This window comes from Roseivivax jejudonensis, from assembly GCF_900172265.1.
GTDB classification, from domain to species: Bacteria; Pseudomonadota; Alphaproteobacteria; order Rhodobacterales; family Rhodobacteraceae; genus Roseivivax; species Roseivivax jejudonensis.
Genome location: NZ_FWFK01000008.1, coordinates 41,270 through 60,644, shown reverse-complemented (window position 1 = coordinate 60,644; position 19,375 = coordinate 41,270). Strand labels below are relative to the sequence as shown.

Sequence of the window (19,375 nt, the reverse complement as noted above, 5' to 3'; positions counted from 1 at the left end):
GCGGTGATCATGCTTCTCTCGTGTCCATCACATGGAGGACCGGGAGGACCGCATGAAGATCAACTATTTCCAGCTCATTCCCTACCGCCGCTTCGCGTCCGACTTTGAAGCGCATCACGGCGCCGCCGTGGACACGCCCTATGCGCTCGTCGATCCGCAAGAGGTCCGCTCAGCGTATCGCGATGCACTCGGTCAATACATGCACGCCGCACGGCGGGGTTTCGACGGGCTTGCCGTAACCGAACACAGCCAGAGCGCCTACGACATGTTGCCGAACCCGTCGCTGATCTGCTCGGCGCTCGCCCACGCGACAGACACCGAGGGCCTCGCCACCGCCATTCATCCGCTCGGCCGCTCGTTGGGCAAAGCGCGCGAGCCGCTGCGCGTTGCCGAAGAGATGGCGATGATCGATTGCATTTCGGGCGGGCGACTCGTGGCCGGATTCCCGGTCGGCCTCGCCTACGACGCCAGCATGAACAACGGCGTGCCGCCAGCCGAGGTCCGCGCACGCTTCGACGAGAACCTCGAATTGGTTCTGCGCGCCTGGACCGACCCCGAACCTTTCGCCTTCAACGGCCGCTTCTCCCAGCATGGTTGCGTCAACATCTGGCCGCGCCCGCTGCAGAGCCAGCCACCCGTCTGGATCACCGGGATCGGCAACCCCAACACAATGAAATTCGTGCTCTCCCGCGGCTTCGGGTTCAACTATTTCAGTTGGTTCGGAACCAAGGCCACAGGGCCACGCATATTCAACAGGTTCTACGACATCGCCGCCGAGATGGGAGTCGAAACGAACCCGTACCAGATGGGTTTCATGCAGATGATCGCGGTCGCTGAGACCGATGCCGAGGCCGAACGGCTCTATGCGCCGCACGCCGAATACTTCGCGCGCAAGGCGCTCGGCGCGATCCCGATGAATCAGCTCGCCCTGCCGGGTGGCATCGATATTCGCGGCCTCGAATTCATATTCCGGGATCCAAAGGATTTCGGCGCCTACGCGCAGATGAAAACCGCAACCTACCGCGATCTGGTGGACTCGGGCGCGCTCATCGCCGGCTCGCCCGAGACCGTGGCGCAGCAGCTCCGCGAAACCCTGTCCGAGTTCCGCATCGGTAACCTTCACGCGATGCTGCATTTCGGCTCGATGCCTCGCGACCTGGCCGAGGCCAACATCGACCTCTTCGCCGACCGCGTGATGCCGAAACTTCGCGATCTCTGGGAGGGGCACGATCACCACTGGTGGCCCGAAGCGCTCGGCGGCGCCGCCCGCCCCGAGACCAACACACCGATGAAGGAGGCCGTCTGATGGATTTCCCTGCCGACACCGACACGCGCACAGTAAGCGTCTGGAACGACAAGGTCGAGGTTACCTTCCGCAGCCTGGGGCGCGGTCCCGACCTGATCTATCTGCATCCCGCCGCCGGGCTCGGACATTCACCGTTCCTCGCTGAATTGTCCAAGCACTTCCGCATCCATGCGCCGCATTTCCCGGGCACCGACCCGGAGCGGCCCAGGGAGATCCACAAAATCGGCTCGCTCTGGGACCTCGTGTTGATCTACGAGGAGGCGATCCGCGCCATGGACCTCGCGGGTGCGCCGGTGATGGGCGAGAGCTTCGGCGGCATGCTGTCGCTCGAGCTCGCGGCAAATTTCCCGGACCTGTTCTCTCGTCTGGCACTTCTCGCCCCTGTTGGAATCTGGCGAGAGGACATCCCCATCGCCAATTGGATCGCCGCTCCGCCTGAGGCAATGCCTGCGATGCTCTTTGCCGATCCGGCTGGTCCTGCGGCGAAGGCGATCTTCACGCCGCCGGACGACCCCGATGTGGCCGCCGATCAGACTGCCGCTCTTGTCTGGTCCATCGGCGTCACTGGCAAGTTCCTTTGGCCGCTTCCCGAAAAGGGACTCGAGAGCCGGCTGCATCGGGTCACCGCGCCCGTCCATCTCATCTGGGGCAACGAGGACCGGCTGATCCCGATCACTTATGCGGATCTTTTCGCCGGAGCGCTTAAAGACGCAAAAATAACGCGCCTACCGGACGCGGGTCACGCACTTTCCTTTGAGAGTGGTCCTGCGGTGATCGAGGCGGCGCTGCCGTTTCTGGCACCGGCCGGCGCTGCCCGCGGCGTCGCCTGAACAACAGGCGTGCCGGGCGGGAGCAGGCTGCTCGGCATCCGCCAATCCAAGGGAGGATTTACATGACAATTCGTTTCGTACTTGCTGGCGCATGTGCTGCGCTGACCTTTTTGCCTGCCACGGCGCGGGCCGAAAACGGGCTCTTCTACTACTGCTACGGCGTCGCAAGCTGCGGCATGGGCGGCGCATCCATCGCCACCGCGTCAGGCCCCGAGGACGCGCTGCGCAACCCCGCGTCGCTGGCGTTTTCGCGGCCGGGCTACAGCATCGGCGGCGGGCTCTATCTGCCTCGGCGCGGCTTTACAGGTGGTACCGGCCCGCTCACCAATCCCGGCCTCGCTCCGGGAGATGAGGTCGAGAGCCGCGGCGATGTCTACCCGCGCGGCACCATCGCTCTATCGCGCCGGATCACGCCGAACCTGACGTTCGGGCTTTCCGGCAGCGACTGGGGTGGCGGCGTGACCGACTACAAGGTCTCCCGTTCCGCCCCGGGCGCCGCCGGCAATTTTGACACCGAGGCGATGATCCTGGTCGGTACGCTCAACGCCTCGCTGGCCTATCGTGCAACAGAGACGCTGTCATTCGGAGCGTCTCTGGTCGTGGGCACGCAATACCTCGACACCGACTTCATCACGAAGGCGTTCACCGCGCCGGAGAATGCCGGCGAAGGCTCCACCGTCATGGGCATCGGCCTCCGCGCGGGGTTGATGTACCAGGAAGGCCCCGTCAGCCTCGGCGCCTACGCCGCCTCGCCGATCTGGTTCCAGGAACACGGTAAATACGACGACCTGCTCTCCGGCCCCATCGACGTGCCCGCGCAACTTGGTGTCGGCATGGCCTACGCGTTCACACCAACAACGCGCGTGGCTGCAGACGTCAGCTATACATTCTACGAGGACACCGAGATCCTCGGCGGCCAGACTGTCGATGGAGGGTTCGGATGGGAGGACCAATGGGCAATTGCCCTCGGCCTTGAACACGACCTTTCAGAAAAGTTCACGGTTCGGGGCGGCTACAATTACTCCCCCTCACAGATCCCAGACGAGAACAGCTTTGCCAATGCACTGGCGCCCACAATTACCGAGCACGTGGTCTCGGCCGGTTTCAGCTGGCGGCCCGACGGAACACCCGACCGGGAATTCTCTTTCGCCGCAAGCTGGGCGCCCGAAACCAGCCAGACCGATCCGGGAGACGGCAACGCCTTCAGCGCCGCGGGCAACGATACGGAAATATTCATGGAAGAAGTCCAGTTGCTCGTCGGCTTCACCCGCCGGTTCTGAGTTTCGGACAAGCGAGAACGAAAGGAATAATGATGGCAGAACGACCCGATGAATTGCGGTCTCTTCGCAAATGTTTCGGACAATTCACCACCGGTGTCGCAGTAGTGACCTGCCGGGACGCGGCTGGTAACCCGTGGGGTGTCACGATCAACTCTCTCGCCTCGGTCTCTCTCGATCCCGCCCTCCTGCTCTGGAGCCTCATGAGGAACGCTCCGTCCCGCAAAGCATTCGAATCTTGCTCTGCGTTCTCAGTGCATGTTCTGGAGCATAGGCAGCGCCCGCTGGCGGATCGCTTCTGCCGCCCATCCTCCGACAAGTTTGCCGGCCTCGAATACGCAAGCAATGCCATGGGTGCTCCGGTTCTCGGTGGATGTCTTGCACGCTTCGATTGCAGACCTCACGCGTTGATCGACGGTGGCGACCACGTGATCCTGCTCGGTGAGATCGTGACGTGGGACTCCAGCGACGGCGACCCCCTGCTCTACTACGGCGGCGGCTATCGTGAACTCGGACGCGCCGCGTGACGGCCTTGCCCCCCTGCCGTCTTTCCCGACGAGGCGTTGACGCGTTGACCGTACTCGATGATGCCCGCCCGGTTCCGCGTCATCTGCGTGGCGGCGTATTGCTTCTCGGCAATTTCGACGGACTTCATCTTGGGCATCGCAGCCTGATTGCCGCCGCACGGCGTCTTGCAGGAGATCGCCCCGTCGGCGTGATGGCCTGCGAGCCGCATCCAAGGCAGTACTTTGCGCCAGAGGAGCCCGGATTCAGGTTGCATTGCCCTCGAAGCAAATTGATGGCGTTCTCCAGTGCTGGTCTCGATTACGTCTACCAGCCGGTATTCGATGCGAGATTTGCCGCGCAGACGCCAGCCGAATTTGCCAACGCCATTCTGCGTCAAAGGCTCGGCGTGTCCGGCGTTGTGCTCGGCTCTGATTTCCGCTTCGGCGCGCGCCGCGCCGGTGATGCAGACTGGCTCAAGAATTGGGGATCAGTATACGGTGTCGATGTAGAGGTTGTGCGCAATGTTTCTTCGCTCGGCAGCCGCGTGTCGAGCACGTCGATACGCGCGCAAGTTGCTCGTGGGGACGTCCGGTGTGCATCGAAGCTCCTCGGAGCGTCTTGGATGGTCGAAACAATCGTTCTGGAGAAGGTCACCAACGGGTGTCTACGGCTGCAATGGCCCGCCGACGTAATTCAACTCCCTGAAGACACGTATGCCGTTCGATGTGGCTCAGCATCCGGCAATCTTGTCGTTGGAAAAACTGCCGTGTTCCTTAAACTTCCGAATGAACCGGCACATACCGCAGGATCGTCGCTGACACTCTGCTTCGGACACTGGTGAGAGACTACGTCATCACAACATCCTGCTGCTGATATCCAACAACGGCTGCATGGGCGTATTATGCAATGAACCCAGATGACCGCCCCAAACCGCTGATAGCGCTTCCAGAAACGTTTTGGAAAGCCATTTCCCGACGAGCTGTGGTATTAGTGGTCCGCCGTCACATCAGACATTGATGCAAGAGCCCGCCACCACTTCTTGTGAGGAGACCGTTACATTTGGGTCGGAGCTTCTTACCTCTCGAAGGTTGTATCTCCAAAATCTAATTTGTCAGAACAACGCGTTTGAGCCGGCCAACACGTTCTTCAGATATTTTCAAGTTTACGAAGCGCAAAGATGTCGTCGACAGTCGGCGACATCTTCTTGAGCTTTAGGAATATCGCTTTTCCCATTCGATTGCTTGTCGGATCCGTCGACTGGCCTGCGCGGGAGTAAGTCCGAACTCCTGAATAAGCGCTTTTCGTGACTTCGACCGCGACAAGCGCAAGACCTCTGCGTGAGGTAGGTTCTGGAAGTGCGCGACACGATCGAGATGGCTTGCAACCGGTGGAACGGGACGGCGCACACTTCGGGCTGGCGTTCCATCCTTTGGCTTGTTCTTCGCCCGCTCCCGAGCATGCAGCACTTTCAGCCGCGTGGCGACCCGGCTCGCCGAAACACCATACTGCACGCCAATGGCCTCGTTGGACCGAAACCGCGCCTCCTCGAGCAGCTTCTCGTCTTGTAGAGCATCGAAGTTTCCGGAACCGGGCTCGATGCCCTCCTTCTGGTGCGCTGGCAGCCTGCGGAAGCGACGCTGCAGTAGCGTCTCTGCGCTTGCCGCGCGGCCAGCTTCAAGGTCGACCTGCCTCTTCGCGCGCTCCTTCTCGCGCGCGTGCGTGATCTCAACGCGCCGGCGGTCGATAAGGGCCTGCAAGCTCGGAGCGTGCTGGTGCGTGACCCAGTGGATACGGACGGGGCGATACTGCGCCAGAGTGCTGGCAATGCTTCCGGCAATAAAGTCGAGCGTCTGGATTTCGGTCGCGTCGTCGAACTCGAATGGTTCGAGCGCCCGGAGGATTGTGCGGGTCGGCAAGGCGTATGTCGCAAAGCCAGACCAGAGGCTTTCACTGTCATGCCGCTCGAGCCCGGAGAGGTTCTCTGCAATCGCCATCGCTTCGATCGGCAGGTATCCCATGTGCGAACGGTCATCGACCGGAACACTGAACGGCTGCCGAGTTGCTTCATCACCGAAAACGTCTCGCAGTTCGGCCTGAATATGACGCGTGTCCATCCGATGAGAGCGCACGACAGGCACAAGCGCGGACATCGTCCACGCCCCGAGCAACTCGGCGGCGTTTCGGGATGTATTGATGAACCTGAGGGCTGTTGCCTCTCCGATACTTTCCCGACCGATACCCAGTCGACCGCTCGTGGCCCAACCCGTGATCTGGGCGCTCGCCTGTGCAGCTACCATGGCGTCGAGGCTCAGCTTTTTTCGGGGCAGCCATTGCAAAGAGAAGCCACCACGACCGGCCCTTGGGCAGGTCACGGTGATGTCAACCATCTGCAGGTCGAGCGGTTCAACGCCAAGCGTTCCAAGGCAGTCGATCAGGGCGCAAGCAAACGGTTCGCGATGCGAAACCGCCCAACCATCCGGGAAACTCGCAGCAGGTGCCGCCCCGAGGAGAATCTGCGAAACAATGTAATCGGGATAGTATGGTCGGGGCATGGCGTCCTGTGCGAGCTCGATGGCGGGCCAGAGGCGCGTCGGTGATGCGTGTTGAAGCGCATGAGATCTCTTGAGCCGCCACAACGGTGGTTAGGCGCCAGATCTGCGGGCGAAAAGCGCGGCCACCCCTGCGCCCAAGATCACGGTGCCTCCTGCTCGGTTCACCCAGCGCATCGCTACTTTCGAGCGCAGGACGAGCCGCATCCTGCTGGCCGCCATAGCATATACAGCACCGTTGATGACGCCAAGACTAGAGAAAAGAAGGACAAATACAGCGGCCTGAGCCAAATAGCTTGCCGCAGGATCGACGAACTGCGGGACGAATGCGACGAAAAACAAGATGCCCTTGGGATTGAAAACTGTGACCAGGAAGCCGTCGCGAAATGCAGCGGCTCCTGTTCCAGCGAAATCGCCGCTAAGGTCCTTCGGCGAGGTCGGCTCAGACCGGAACAAGCGGATACCGACCCAAATGAGGTAGATTGCGCCGACGAGTTTCACAACTGTGAACGCGGTCGCCGATGCTGACAGCAGCGCCCCTGCGCCTGCGAGGGCGACCGAAGCCGCAACAAGGTCTCCAAGCCCGACGCCCGCGACAAGCGGCAAGGCAACACGACGCCCTTCCGACAAAGAGCGAGCAATGACCAGCGCGATGGTTGGTCCTGGGACGGCCAAAAGCACGACGCTGGCAACCGTGAAGGTGAGAAGAGCGTCGAAGGCCGGCATACCGAAAGTCTCCCATTTTCGCGGTTATCATCCGGAAAACATCCGATAAATCAAGCAGAAATCGGATGATTATTGACAAAGTCGGGAGAAATCCGCACTCTATTCGATCATGAAAGACATCGACCGCAAGATTTGCGAAATCATCCAAGTGGAAGGACGCCTCTCCGCATCCGACCTCGCGCAGCGTCTCAAGCTCCCAGCGTCTACGGCCAACGACCGGGTGCGTCGCCTCGTCGCCAACGGGTCGATCCTCGGCTGGCGGGCGGAACTCGATCCCCGCCGCGTGGGCGCCGGTTTGTGCGTTTTCGTCCTTATCGACATGAGCCATGAGGGAGAGGACAAGGCAGTCAGAGCAATTGCAGCGCATGCTGAGGTGCAGGAGCTTCATCACATCAGCGGGCCGCACTCCTATCTAGCCAAGCTGCGCGTTGGCGACATGGCGGCGCTCCAAGAGTTCCTAACGAACGTCATTAAGCCGCAGGCGGCCGTCTCCGCGACGGAGACCGTCTTCGCCATGCGGACGGTCAAGGAGACGGCCGCCTTACACATTTCTCCTGCGACAAACGCAGAATGAACCATCCCGCCGTCCAAGAGCACTCAAGACAATAGGCGGCCATCAGCCGCGACATCGCCAGTATTTGCGCGATAATTTGATTGTTTGAAGTATACGCGAAACGTCGCTGCTCTGATGCACTCTACGACCAATCGGATGGGGCAGCCCGAGACGTCACCGCCGCGAGGAGGGGCGCCCGCCGACCGCGAGAACGACACCAAGCTCCGCCTTGCTCCGGCAAACTGTCGCGCTTTCGACGAACGAGCACGTATGCGGATGTACCACTGCATATGCGGAACAGCCCCGCCCGTATCTTAATCTTTCGGGCAAGCTGACCTGGATGGCGACGCGACGCTGCATATCAAGGCCTTGGCTTCCCACTTTGCCAGAGGCATTTGTCCGAAAAGAGCATCAAAAGCGCCAAAAATGAAACACATCATTCCCCTGGAGGGCACTGCCGACGAGCGGCGTTCGTGCAAGATTATTCAAGCGCGTGGACAGCATGTCCGTCTTCTTCCAGCCGATCGATGATTCGGTTTGCTGAATTTTTCATGTCAGCAACGTCTTGCGGTGAGAACCATGATCCAGACCGACGATGCGCCTTTAACGACAACCGATCCCTCTCGAACCGGCGACCCTCGTCGCAAATCACCGGTTCTCATCATCCGCCTGGATCTTTTCGTGTCCAACGCGTTTCTTGTGAGATCGGGCGAGAGCTTCGCGCTGATCGATACGGGCGCAGACTTTGCTTTTGGCCGACTGCGAAGTCTTCTGGAACGGCACGGCGTGACAAAGGACAATCTCGAGCACGTAATATTGACTCATTCGCACTCGGATCACGCTGGAAACGCCAGGCGCCTGCAAAGGTCTTGGGGAGCGCAGGTCATTGCGCACGACTTCGAGATTTCCTCCTTGCGTCGGGGGCGGAGCGAGTTTGACCGGCCTCTCGGCACGATGGCGCACCTACTAAAAGGCTTCATGCCGCGGACCTTCCCGGGCTTCCGGCCAGACGTGACACTTTTCGAAGATCGGACAATAACGCTTGGTCGTGACAACTATCCCCTGCGGATCTTCCACACGCCCGGCCACACGAAAGGACATCTGTGTGTCGAACTCGCTGATGGGACAGTTTTCGTCGGGGATCTGCTGCGCGGCGGCTATGCCCGTCACGACACTGTCGACCTCCCCTATTTCATCCAAGACGAACTGCAGCTGGCCAAGAGCATCGAACGTGTCCGCAGAAAGCGACCTACACTTCTTCACCTAGGTCATGGTCACGAGGTAACCGGCTCCGCTTTCCAGCACGCTGTTATGACCGGCAAGCTGAAGAGATAGAAACGATTTGCACCGCGGGGTAGCACATCACGATCGTCGTCGTGTTTCGAGGAAAGCAATACCAGATCGCGCGATACCACCTCCACAATGGCACGAAACGCAAGTCGTGCGCGGCGTTGCGCGTTGGATGCGGATACCGAAATGCCTGGTCAATATTGACCATGGAATTTTTGAGCCGAACGACTGCAGCGCGGACGGAGTGGGCTTTCGCCGCAGGGGTCACGAAGGTCCGCTTGATCTTGACATAGGTTTGAGACGCCGAGGCGGGCACCTCGCAATCCGCGCCTCTCACGTCTCTGGATACTCGTACTTTTTCAGTAGCGGCGGCAGGTTGGCAGCCAGATGATCGACGAGTTGCCGCACGATCGGGCGCATGAGACGTTTCGAGGGAAAGACGAGGGACACATCGGAAAGCTGCGCGGTGCAATCGCGCAGCTCGCAGCGCAGCGTCCCGCGGGTCACCGCCGGATAGGCGACCATCCGGGGCAGGACGACGACGAGATCGGTTGCCAGGGCAATGTCGAGCATGGCCTGGGCGTTGATCCCGATGAGCCTCGGCTTGACGCTGACGTGATGGAGCTGGCCGTCTGGATCGGCGATCGTCAGGCTGTTCTTTCGGGTCTCGGCGCTGCGTAGCAGACCGCAAGGCAGTCCCTCCAGTTCGGAGATCGCGGCGAGCGGGTCGGCTTTGGACCTGGCGTTACGATAGAGCGCCGCGCCTGCGGTGCCGAGCTTGCGGGCGACCAGGTCGCCTTCGCCGACCGGCCCGACGCGGACAGCCACGTCGAACCCCTCGGCCACCAGATCGACGGGCGCATTCGACAGGTCGAGGAACACGTCACATTCCGGATGGTCCGACAGGAACGCGCCGATGATCGGACCGAGAAGCGTCTCGCCCAGCATGACCGGCGCGGAGATGCGAATCCAGCCGCGTGGGGTGTCGCGCAGGGTCTCCATCGACATCTCAGCGCTGTCGGCCTCGGCGACGAGGCGGCGCGCATGGTCGAGCAGGACCAGCCCTGCCTCGGTCGGTCGGACCGCGCGGGTCGAGCGTTCGAAGAGCTTGACGCGGGAATGATCCTCCATCGCCGCGATCCGCCGCGTCACCGTCGCGGGCGGCATGCCGAGCCGCCGGCCGGCCTGCGCGAAGCTGGGCGCCTCGGCGACGGCGATCAGCAGCCGAGCGTCGGAGATCGTCTGGAACAGCATTCCAATTCCATCAACGCCCCATTTTGTGGTTGCCCATTTTGAAATCATGGCCGGTCTCCATCTTCGTCGCAACAAAGGAGATGGACATGATGGAATTTACTTTCTTTCCCGCGTTTCTGTTCGCCGCGTTCCTGATGCTGACAATAACCGTCCCGATGGCGGTCTTCGCCTGGACGATCCTCGGTCGTGGAAGAGGCCCGATGTGGTCGATGCCGATGCCGTGGCGCATGATGCGCGGCCCGTTCGGAATGGGGCCCTGCGCCTTCGGGCGACACGAGGAGACCAAAAGACGCGGCAATTCGGCGTTCGACGCGTATCGCGACGAGACGTTGGCCCGGCTCGACGAAGAGGCGAAGGCCTTCGACGCTTACCGTGCGCGTCTGCGCGAGGCGCGGGATCGCGACGAGTTCGACCGGTTTATGGACGAGAGGAAGGGATCGCAGAGATGAGCGCTCGGCCCGGAGCGCGCCAGTGAAGGTTCTTGTCTTCGGCGCCACTGGCAAGGTCGGTCGCCTCACCGTGGACGCGGCGCTCGCCGCCGGTCATGCGGTGACGGCCTTCGCACGGTCACCGGACCGCCTCGCGCCGCGACCGGGATTGACCCCGTTCACGGGCGACGTGACGAAGGCAAGCGACGTCGCGGACGCGATGACTGGCCAGGACGTCGTCATCCTAACCTTCGGCGCGCCGGTGAACCGCCGGACCATCCTGCAAGACACCGATATCTGCGAGAGCGGCACCCGCAACGCGGTCGCCGCGATGCAGGAGGCCGGCACTCCGAGGCTGATCGCGACAACCAGCATCGGGGTGGGCGACTCCGCTGGCCGTTCCGAACGCTGATCGCGCCGATACTGCAGCGGCACATCCTGCGCGATCGAACCGCGCAGGAGGCGGTCATTCGCTCCTCCGGCTTGCCGGACTGGGTCATCGTGCGTCCGGCGGAGTTGACCGACGGGCGCGAGGGCCGGGGCCTGCGGCGGATGACCGAGCCCGGCGAGGAACCGCAGCCCACCACCGTCTCGCGCGCGAGCGTCGCGGGATTTCTGGTGTCTCTGGTGTCCGACCGGTCCTATGATGGTAAAGAGATCCTGATTTCGAAGGCTTGAGCCGGTCGGGCGGTTGGTCGGGAAAGGACTGGAATGGCACTGATCGAAGAAGGTCCCCTGATCGTCCGCGTCGCCGAGATGGAACGGCATGTCGGCACAGGGGATTGGGGCGCAGCAGCCGATTTCTTCACCGACGATGCGGCCTATCACGTCTCCGGCCGCGGCTCGTTCGAAGGCATCGCAGGTATCCGCCGCTACATGGAGTGGCAGCGACGCCTGGTCGAATGGACGGGCCATGCGCCCGAGATGATGATCGAGCGGGACGGCATCGTTATCATCGAGGTCATGTCGAATTTCCGCAGGCTGAGTGACGGGGCGGATATCGTCATCCCTTGCACCGACATCTACCGGTTCGACGGCGAGCGCATTCGGGACTGGCGCGTCTACACCGACACGGCGCCGTTTCACGGGGCGAAGACCCGAACTGACCCCGGACCCCAGGAGTAGGAGCGCCCCATGCGCCTTTTCACTATGCCAGGGACCTGCGCGCTGGCACCGAACATCGCGACGCTCTGGGCGGGCTTGCCGGTCGAAATCGTCAATCTGGAGCGCGGCGAGCATCGCAAGCCCGACTATCTGGCGATCAATCCGAAGGGCCAGGTTCCCGCGCTGGAACTGAAGCCGGGCCAGATCCTGACCGAGGCCGCGGCGATTCTTTCCTATATTGCGGACTCGGTGCCGGGCGGTCCGTTGCACGAGACCGACCCACTGGACCGCGCGCGACGGATCGAGGCGCTGTCCTACATGACGTCGGAGGTCCATGCCGATTTCGGCGGCCATTTCGCCCCCCAGCGGACCGCCAAGAGCGACGCGGCCATGATCGAGGTCCGCGAGGTGACTTATGTCAAGCTCAACGCACATTTTCGGCGGCTCGACACGCGCCTGATGGAAAGCGGCAGCGGCTGGTATCTGGACCGGCGCAGCATAGCCGATCCCTATCTCTATATCCTCGTGCGCTGGATCGACGGCACGCCGCTCACGCCTGGCGATTATTCGCACCTGTCGGCGTTCCGGGTGCGGATGGAGGCGGATGCGCACGTAGTTGCCGCTCTCGAACGCCAAGATATGGCGTAGGTCGATCAGCCAAGATATCGAAGGCCCTGAAAGTTGCGCCAGAGCCATCGGATCGGCAGCGCCGCGGCCACCAATCCGAAGAACGCCATCATCAGGGCCACCGCCAGCGGGATCGACATCGCGCCAGCGATGATCACGGCCGAGTAGCAGAAGAAGATTCCGATCCCGGCGAAAGCGGCGATGCCCAGACCAGCAGCCACCGTGAGAACACCACGTGCCCATCGTGCCGGAAGGTTTCGGGCCGCGAAGAGGATCGACGCACCCGCCACCAGCTTCAGCGCCGCGAAGGCGAGCGAGAAGCGGATGTTAGCGAACATGCCCGCGAAGAGAGCGGTCACTTCCGGCGGCAGCGGCTCGCCACCTCCGATCTCCCGCATCGGGGCGAGCAGATCGTCCGGCGGAATGTCAGCGAGTCGCGCCGACACGAGCGGTTGCAGGACAGATGCTAAAAGGAGCACGCTGCCGATCACGGTCCAGGCGAAGGCAAGCTGACCGCGATCCATCGGACGCACGTTCATTCCGGAGCCGATCCGAAGAGACGAATCCCGATACCTGCGCGGAGTCGCCTAGACCCCATCACAATCCGGCCAGCGGGATCGGCGGCTGGCCGTTCAGGCCGACATTCGTGCGAACCGTCTCGGCATTCGCGGCCACGCCGAGGTAATTGTTCATCGCGGCGTAATACTGGCCCATGTGTTCGCTGAGATACTGGCCGATGAACTGGCCGTTCTCCTGCGTGTTCGCCGACAGCTCGGCCAGAACGGCCACCCAGGTGGTCACGATCGCGCCGGCCGAGGCGAGGCGCTGCATCGTCACCTGCGTGATGAACGGATTGAAATCGGTGCTGGCATCCATGACGACGTGGACCTCGTAGCCCTCCCGCAGTGCTGCCAGCGCGGGAAACGCGGCGCAGACCTCGGTGGCCAGGCCCGAGATGACCAGCTTCTTGCGCCCTGTGGCCTCGACCGCCGCCTTCGAGGCCGCATCGTTCCAGAAGTTGACGAAGGGCCGGTCGATGACATCGACGTCCGGAAAGAGTGCCTTCAGCTCCGGCATCGTCGGGCCGTTAGGACCGTCCGGCCAACTCGTCCCCATGATTACCGGGATCCCGAACGCCTTGGCGGTCTTGGCATGACCGAGGATGTTGTTCTTCATCTGCATCGGGTCAGTGGAGTTCAGGAACTGCATAAGACCGACCTGGTGGTCGATCATCAGGAACACGCAGTTGTCGGGGGTCAGTTCGCCGCTCGGTAGGGTCATCGGAAGCTCCTGCTGGTTGCCCGTCCGATCTTGCTGATCGAACCGAATGCGCTTCAGATATTGCTTCCGGTACCGTTCAGAATACGGGGCTTTGGATTGGGGCATTATGGAAAATGGAATGCCGGCCAAACAAGAAGCGCCAAGCTACGACAGTCGTGCGGCGCCGAAGCTGTCATTCCCCGTGCCTGCAGCATCGGTGAAAGCGGCTCGAAGCCGCCACTGAACGTCAACCAGGAGTTCGCGTCTCAGTCCGAGACCCCTCACCGACACTGGAGCTCTGGGTGGGCCCCCCTCCGTTTCAATTGCGCAACGCGGTGTTTCCGGTGGTCGGCTGGAATCGTGTCGAGGAAATGTCAATCTCGGATTGGAAAGAGGTATCTGCGCATCGTGACGGAGGACGCATCATGAAGTTGGACCATAGCAACTCAGACGTTGGCGACTTGCGTCGCACGTTCACCGGCACATTAAGACTATTTTTGGCACTCGCCTTCGTGGTCGCAGGCTTGGCAAAGCTCTTTTACCTGCCGTTGATGATGGTGATGTTTGCGACGCTCGGCGATCAGTCCTGGATCCCACGCGCGGTGGCCGCGCTCGAGTTTCTCGGTGCCTTTTTTCTCGTCGTGCCACACACGATCTGGCTCGGAATAGCAATCCTTGCAATCGTTGCAACCGGCGCGGTGAGTGCTCAGCTATTCTTTTTCGAGGGCAGCCTAGTGATGCCGGCGACGTTGCTCGGTCTGACGGTTCTTCTCGCACTGGAGCGCTGGCACCGGTCGAGGCGTATATCGCGGGCCCATCTACTGCAATGACAGAAATGGCCGCTTCTTCCTTTGTTCTTGCTCCAATTTTGTGCAATATCGACTCAACCCATGATCGAGGCGCGTCCACTTCCGTGAATACCGAGTGTCATGCCTCTACGTTGGCTCAAGCTTCCTATTCTTCGACGTCTGTGCGCCGAATAGCTGGTAATTTTCACGGAATGCTCCGACAAAAGCTGTGCCGCGTAGTCCACGGTTTCATTTGAGATTTGACTTTCTTGACAGCGTTCGGCCAAGCCTCATGGAACACTGCACCATGCCGCTCAATCCAGAAGAGATGGCGCGCAAGGCTTGGCTGAGCTACTTCACCTACAACAGCTTTTCCGCCGAGAAATCGGGATGTCTTTGAAGACCATCTTAATCAGGATGTGAACCTGCTGGGCTTGCGATCTGCTTAATAATTCAGAGAAGTCTGTGAAGGAGGTTGACGGGCTTCTTGGCTTCGGCTCGGCTTTCCACTTCGCAACACAGTTCCGGTCGCTCAGGGGCATGACGCCGATGTATTGACGCGAACGCCCCGCCGGGGACTACTGGCAAGACGGTGACGTCTGATCGCACGCCACCGACGCTCAGATATCTATTGCGGGCGGTCCCAGAAACAGGTGAGCCGAACGGCTCACCTAAATTGGGCTACAGGCCTTAGTTCAAACTATAGACCAGCGAAACGCCAAGCGTATTGTCCGTGTCCTCGAAACCTGGCTGCGGGTCAGAATGGTACTCCGTGGCAAGGCTCGTTCTGAGAGCAAGGCGATTGCTCATCGCAACGTTGACACCGATCTCGTTGATCACCACGGTGTCCGATTCTGAACTGATGATATCGGTGTCGTTGGTCAGGAAGGTTGTTTCGTTAATGTTGTAGGTGAAGTTCGACGATGCGCTGAGCGCCTCCTCCTCGAAGTCCGCGTCGAGAGCGCTGTCCAGCGTTGCAACGCGATACCCGGGGCCTGCCTGAAGCGACCATTGCGTACGGCCCGTGTCGATGACCCGGTAGCCAAGTCCGAAACCTAGGAACGTATCACTTTCGTATGCCGAGAACTCGTCGACCGTCCCCTGTACTTTCGCAAAGCCGTAAGCGCGGTCCGTGAAGGTACGATTGTATTCGAGGTCGTAGAAAAGACTCTCTTCGGTCGTGTCGCCATCATCTTCGCTGTAGGTGTAATTCAGCTGTAGCTCGTAACCGTTGCGGCCATCGAAGTAACCAAGATTGGCGCCGAGACCCACATCACTGTTCTCGGTGTTTCCGTCCGTTGCCGTCGCACGCAGCGAAAGAGAGCCGTCAAATCCCAATTGCCGGCCTTCATTTCCGAAGCGGTCCAGGTCACGATCGAAATCCTCTTCGATGTCGTCCCGCAGATCTTCGTTGCGATCTTCGGCAACCTCCGTGTTGGAGAAAGCGCCTTGGGCAAATGTGGGTCCAGTCAAGGTGACGCCAGCTACGGCAATCAATGCCAGGAAGGAAGTTCTCATGTTATTGTCCTCGTTTCGGCGGAAAAGCTTTGCAACGAGTGACCTTTAAGCAACGACACGCGACAATTCGTCGGATCTTCGCATACGGCCTCAACCTCGTCCGATCGCGCTCGGAAAGAGCGGAACTCCCCCCTCAGCGCGACTGTTTCGTAAATAACCGCCTGTGACGTCGCCGAAACTGGTCACACTGAAACAGCCTATTCCGCTACCGGAACGACGTCCGGAAATTCCCCGTCGAGAGGCTTTGGTCGAGGATTCCGAGTGGCGACCACACGCAGGCTCGCTTGTGGGGCTGCGACATTACGAAGTTGAGAGCTCGGCCCGGCTTCGCACTTCGCGCCGATCCGCTTTGGCCTTGCCTGTAGCGACAAGTGCGATCCCGAGCGCAATAAGCCCCGCGCCAACTGCCAACCCTTGTGGGGGCGTTTCTCCGAGAAAAAAGACAGCGAAAGGAACCGCCACAACCGCACCAACCGCACCGAGCAGGCTGAGCAGGACCGGTCCGCCGGACTTCTGCAACACGAAGAGCAGCAAGAATTGTGCAGAGAACACGAGCGATTGGCCCGCGATCAACAATGCAGGTCCAGCGGTGTCGAGCGGCACCCGAACGTCGAAATCTGGCACCAAAGCGAACGCGAACAACATGGCCGCAGCGACGCCTAGCATACCAGGAGCGAGCGCTTCGGCAGTCACGCCCTTCGGCCATCGCGCGGTCCGGTATAGATTGCCGATCGCCAGCAGTAGCGGACCGGTCAGCGCGAGGCAAATCCAGAAGATGTCGGCATCTGGGGCGCCGAGCTTTTCCACTGCGAGGACTGCGGCGCCAATCAATGCAGCGCAAACCCCGGCCGCGCGCATGAGCATGAATTTCTCCATCCCCAAGATCAACGCACCGAGATAGGTAAGAAGCGGCGGCAGCGTGATCGCTAGTGACACGAAACTGACTCCGACACGTGGGACAGCAAGAAAGAAAATAAGGTTCGATGCAGCCACCGTGACAAAAGCTGACACGCAAAAATACTCCGCCGTCCGCCGCGTTACGGGTGGCAAGTCACCGCGAAGGTACGACACCAAAAAAAGGATCAGCGCAGCTCCGAGAACCGACCAGGCAAGAAACGGCAGGCCCGTGATCCCGGCCGAGTCGGCGATTTTTGCCATCGTCGTGGAAAGTCCCAGACAGGCACCGGCGCCCGCAAGACTTGCCAGAGGCTTGAGAGTTTCACCGATTGAAGACGCAAACAGGTTAGCCATGGTGTTGCCTCGTGTGGTAACATGCGCACTTACTCACTTGGCGTCAAATTGTTTGATGTCAAGTTAAACGATGTGGAGGTACCTATGACTCAAGGGGCGTCGCTCAATAGGATCCTTTGCCAATGGCGAAGCCAGAAGCCGGATCTCGACCCAACCTGCATGGCGGTCTGCGGTGCGATCTGGCGCGCCGGGAAGCGTCTGACCGACGGGCTGAAACCGAACCTTGATCGCTACCAACTCGACTTCTCGGGGATGGATGTGCTGCTGACTCTGAGGCGGAACGGCGTCGAAGCACCGATGAGCCCGAAGGAAATGTCCGAGGACATGATGCTTTCGACCGGCGCAATGACTGCGCGTCTGGACCGCCTGGAAGCCCGTGGGCTCATTCTCCGTCGCCCTCGTCCGGGGGACCGCCGCGCGCTGCTGGTTTCGCTCACGCCCGCGGGTGTCGATCTCGTCGACACGATGCTAGACGGACATATCGCCGCTGAAGAACGGATGTTGTCTGGCTTGAACGCTACGGAACGGCAAACTCTACTGACACTCCTGTCGCGCATCGCACATGACGACGCATGAGAACGCTCGCTTCCGCGCAAGATCGATCGATCCATTTGTTGGCACGACCTCCACTGACCCGCTTCCTTGCTGTGCCGTTCTCTTCTGGCGCTAAACTAGAGCGGGTCAGTCAGATCAGGATCTATGGCCGCCGCGCGGCGGATAGTCCCGGGCCCGTATCGCGTCCAATGCTTCGAGCCAATCTGTCCAATGAGCGCGCGAAAACGGCGTCGTATTGTAAGTGGCAGCGTAGAGGACTCCGTCGGGACGCACCCAGAACGTTGCCGGTTCGGCGAACGGGTGGAGTTCGCTGTTCTGGATCGGGTCCGAGATGTAAAGCCCCCAGTCTTTCGCGGCTTTTTGAGAGAGACCATAGCCAATACGCAGTGCGCCCAGTCCCCAGGAGTGGCGCGCTTCGCGCGCCCGTTCTTCGGAATCAGCGCTCACAGCAATGACCTCGACACCCCGTTCGAACAATCGCGGCAAGACACTGGTCAGCGCGAGTAGATGCCGCCTGCATCGTGGACAATGCAGCCCTCGGTACACCTCGATCAAGGTAAGAAAGTCGGGTTCGCTCTCGTCCAGTCGGAACGTGCCATGTTCAAGGGTCGGTAATTCGAGGGTGGGCGTTGCTTGCCCAGGAAGAAGGCTCTGGGGCAAGGGTCAGCTCCGATTTGAATCGGCGGTCCTGGTCGTGGCAAGAAGACGTTGTGCCGCGATGGCCTGTGGGAAACCACAATACGGCGCACTTTGAACGATAATCTCACTGAGGATTGTATCGGCTAAACCGTGGTTTCGGGCCGTCGTCGCGAATTTCGACAACATCGGGGCGGCTTGTGGCAGGCAGGCCAATGCTGCAACCGCACAGACAAGGCGCGAGCGGATGTCGAGACCGGGGCGAGTCCAGATTAATCCATAGCCATAATCTGCCACGATCGCATAGATGGAGGACGTTTCCGAATTCGCAGGATCTGCATATCCCTCTGTGGCCCGGTCGCCGTGGAGCTCCTCACGCATGCGATAGGATGCGCCCACGAAGTCCCCGGGCCAGTCCCGCACCACAGATCGCGGAACCGTCGCGAGATCGTCGGGCACACTCGCGAACATCGCCTCGCTCTTCGCTAGACCTCCATAGAGACCGACTTGCAGGAAAATCTCGCCGATGGCGTCTGCATGCAAGCCCGCGGCCTTGGCCCCACGCGCCAGAACAGTCAGGCGCTGAAAGTTTCCGGTTACTGCCGCAGCTGAAATCCAGACAATGAACCGTGTTCGCAAATCGACCGTTTCTCTCGCCTGAATGAGTCCGAACTCGAATTCGGTTCGGCATTCTTCCGCCCCGGGCGGAACAGGCGTCAGATCCCGGGCCGGTCCAAACAATCGCTGTCTCAGCGCCTGTCCGGTATTGTGGAGCACGCTTCGTGTAGCGTTGGCGAATGGAACTTCATTCATCGATACTGGCCCCAGGATCCTTTTCCGGTTCAGTGGTCTCGAACCGGCACCGCGCGAAAAGCGGTGCCGGTCCTTCGGGTCGGTCCGTGAGTGCGAATTCCTA

The 19,375-nt window shown here is 60.8% G+C and carries 23 protein-coding genes; 14 read left to right on the top strand and 9 right to left on the bottom strand.

What is annotated here, in order from left to right:
• The first annotated feature begins 52 nt into the window (after positions 1-52).
• The 5 genes from ROJ8625_RS18435 (at position 53) to ROJ8625_RS18415 (ending at position 4,761) form a co-directional block, all read left to right on the top strand.
• A complete protein-coding gene (locus ROJ8625_RS18435) occupies positions 53-1,306 on the top strand; it encodes an LLM class flavin-dependent oxidoreductase (RefSeq protein WP_085793404.1) in 1,254 nt (417 codons plus the stop codon).
• Complete coding sequence (locus tag ROJ8625_RS18430; protein WP_085793403.1) at positions 1,306-2,136, top strand: alpha/beta fold hydrolase; 831 nt, start codon at positions 1,306-1,308, stop codon at positions 2,134-2,136. Before ROJ8625_RS18435 ends, ROJ8625_RS18430 begins: the two co-directional genes overlap by 1 nt.
• Before the next feature lie 62 nt (positions 2,137-2,198).
• The gene (locus ROJ8625_RS18425; RefSeq protein ID WP_085793402.1) at positions 2,199-3,416 is read left to right on the top strand and encodes an OmpP1/FadL family transporter; all 1,218 of its coding nucleotides are present in this window, start codon (positions 2,199-2,201) and stop codon (positions 3,414-3,416) included.
• A gap of 29 nt (positions 3,417-3,445) precedes the next feature.
• On the top strand, positions 3,446-3,940 hold the full coding sequence (locus ROJ8625_RS18420) for a flavin reductase family protein (protein WP_085793401.1): 495 nt from the start codon (positions 3,446-3,448) through the stop codon (positions 3,938-3,940).
• 44 nt (positions 3,941-3,984) lie between these two features.
• Entirely contained in the window at positions 3,985-4,761 is a 777-nt protein-coding gene (locus tag ROJ8625_RS18415) for an adenylyltransferase/cytidyltransferase family protein (RefSeq protein ID WP_159456812.1), read from the top strand.
• A 370-nt stretch (positions 4,762-5,131) separates the two neighbouring features.
• Here ROJ8625_RS18415 and ROJ8625_RS18410 read toward each other — a convergent pair whose 3' ends face one another.
• Positions 5,132-6,472 (bottom strand): hypothetical protein, encoded by a 1,341-nt coding sequence (locus ROJ8625_RS18410; protein ID WP_085793399.1) that lies wholly within the window; start codon positions 6,470-6,472, stop codon positions 5,132-5,134.
• Between the two features lie 90 nt (positions 6,473-6,562).
• The gene (locus ROJ8625_RS18405) at positions 6,563-7,195 is read right to left on the bottom strand and encodes a LysE family translocator (protein ID WP_085793398.1); all 633 of its coding nucleotides are present in this window, start codon (positions 7,193-7,195) and stop codon (positions 6,563-6,565) included.
• A gap of 109 nt (positions 7,196-7,304) precedes the next feature.
• Here ROJ8625_RS18405 and ROJ8625_RS18400 point away from each other — a divergent pair, with 109 nt between their 5' ends.
• Together ROJ8625_RS18400 and ROJ8625_RS18395 are read left to right on the top strand one after the other, a co-directional pair.
• On the top strand, positions 7,305-7,769 hold the full coding sequence (locus ROJ8625_RS18400) for an Lrp/AsnC family transcriptional regulator (RefSeq protein WP_085793397.1): 465 nt from the start codon (positions 7,305-7,307) through the stop codon (positions 7,767-7,769).
• Between the two features lie 558 nt (positions 7,770-8,327).
• Positions 8,328-9,083, top strand: coding sequence for an MBL fold metallo-hydrolase (locus tag ROJ8625_RS18395; protein WP_085793396.1), 756 nt, complete (start codon positions 8,328-8,330; stop codon positions 9,081-9,083).
• Positions 9,084-9,371: 288 nt separating this feature from the next.
• Here the strand turns inward: ROJ8625_RS18395 and ROJ8625_RS18390 are convergent, their stop codons facing one another.
• Positions 9,372-10,292, bottom strand: a complete 921-nt coding sequence (locus ROJ8625_RS18390; protein WP_159456811.1) for a LysR family transcriptional regulator — start codon at positions 10,290-10,292, stop codon at positions 9,372-9,374.
• Between the two features lie 86 nt (positions 10,293-10,378).
• On the opposite strand from ROJ8625_RS18390, the gene ROJ8625_RS18385 reads away from it, so the two are divergent.
• Genes ROJ8625_RS18385 through ROJ8625_RS18365 form a run of 5 tightly spaced genes read left to right on the top strand, consistent with a single transcriptional unit; the run spans position 10,379 to position 12,472 of the window.
• Complete coding sequence (locus ROJ8625_RS18385; protein WP_234984315.1) at positions 10,379-10,741, top strand: DUF2852 domain-containing protein; 363 nt, start codon at positions 10,379-10,381, stop codon at positions 10,739-10,741.
• A 22-nt stretch (positions 10,742-10,763) separates the two neighbouring features.
• Positions 10,764-11,132, top strand: a complete 369-nt coding sequence (locus tag ROJ8625_RS21505; RefSeq protein ID WP_159456810.1) for an NAD(P)-dependent oxidoreductase — start codon at positions 10,764-10,766, stop codon at positions 11,130-11,132.
• The gene (locus ROJ8625_RS21535; RefSeq protein WP_085793392.1) at positions 11,018-11,398 is read left to right on the top strand and encodes an NAD(P)H-binding protein; all 381 of its coding nucleotides are present in this window, start codon (positions 11,018-11,020) and stop codon (positions 11,396-11,398) included. Before ROJ8625_RS21505 ends, ROJ8625_RS21535 begins: the two co-directional genes overlap by 115 nt.
• A gap of 33 nt (positions 11,399-11,431) precedes the next feature.
• A complete protein-coding gene (locus tag ROJ8625_RS18370) occupies positions 11,432-11,845 on the top strand; it encodes a nuclear transport factor 2 family protein (RefSeq protein WP_085793391.1) in 414 nt (137 codons plus the stop codon).
• Positions 11,846-11,854: 9 nt separating this feature from the next.
• Positions 11,855-12,472 (top strand): glutathione S-transferase N-terminal domain-containing protein, encoded by a 618-nt coding sequence (locus ROJ8625_RS18365; RefSeq protein WP_085793390.1) that lies wholly within the window; start codon positions 11,855-11,857, stop codon positions 12,470-12,472.
• Between the two features lie 5 nt (positions 12,473-12,477).
• On the opposite strand, the gene ROJ8625_RS18360 is transcribed toward ROJ8625_RS18365, so the two are convergent.
• Complete coding sequence (locus ROJ8625_RS18360; RefSeq protein ID WP_159456809.1) at positions 12,478-12,990, bottom strand: hypothetical protein; 513 nt, start codon at positions 12,988-12,990, stop codon at positions 12,478-12,480.
• A 58-nt stretch (positions 12,991-13,048) separates the two neighbouring features.
• Positions 13,049-13,732: an isochorismatase family protein gene (locus ROJ8625_RS18355; RefSeq protein ID WP_159456808.1), complete on the bottom strand. Its 684-nt coding sequence runs from the start codon at positions 13,730-13,732 to the stop codon at positions 13,049-13,051.
• A 404-nt stretch (positions 13,733-14,136) separates the two neighbouring features.
• On the opposite strand from ROJ8625_RS18355, the gene ROJ8625_RS18350 reads away from it, so the two are divergent.
• Positions 14,137-14,541, top strand: coding sequence for a DoxX family protein (locus ROJ8625_RS18350; protein WP_159456807.1), 405 nt, complete (start codon positions 14,137-14,139; stop codon positions 14,539-14,541).
• Between the two features lie 648 nt (positions 14,542-15,189).
• Here the strand turns inward: ROJ8625_RS18350 and ROJ8625_RS18345 are convergent.
• A complete protein-coding gene (locus ROJ8625_RS18345) occupies positions 15,190-16,017 on the bottom strand; it encodes a DUF481 domain-containing protein (RefSeq protein ID WP_085793386.1) in 828 nt (275 codons plus the stop codon).
• A 300-nt stretch (positions 16,018-16,317) separates the two neighbouring features.
• Complete coding sequence (locus ROJ8625_RS18340) at positions 16,318-17,268, bottom strand: DMT family transporter (protein ID WP_085793385.1); 951 nt, start codon at positions 17,266-17,268, stop codon at positions 16,318-16,320.
• A 21-nt stretch (positions 17,269-17,289) separates the two neighbouring features.
• On the opposite strand from ROJ8625_RS18340, the gene ROJ8625_RS18335 reads away from it, so the two are divergent.
• A complete protein-coding gene (locus tag ROJ8625_RS18335; RefSeq protein ID WP_200813341.1) occupies positions 17,290-17,844 on the top strand; it encodes a MarR family winged helix-turn-helix transcriptional regulator in 555 nt (184 codons plus the stop codon).
• Positions 17,845-17,958: 114 nt separating this feature from the next.
• Here the strand turns inward: ROJ8625_RS18335 and ROJ8625_RS18330 are convergent, their stop codons facing one another.
• Entirely contained in the window at positions 17,959-18,483 is a 525-nt protein-coding gene (locus tag ROJ8625_RS18330; RefSeq protein ID WP_085793383.1) for a peroxiredoxin-like family protein, read from the bottom strand.
• Between the two features lie 3 nt (positions 18,484-18,486).
• Positions 18,487-19,272, bottom strand: coding sequence for a carboxymuconolactone decarboxylase family protein (locus ROJ8625_RS18325; protein ID WP_085793382.1), 786 nt, complete (start codon positions 19,270-19,272; stop codon positions 18,487-18,489).
• Between the last annotated feature and the right edge of the window lie 103 nt (positions 19,273-19,375).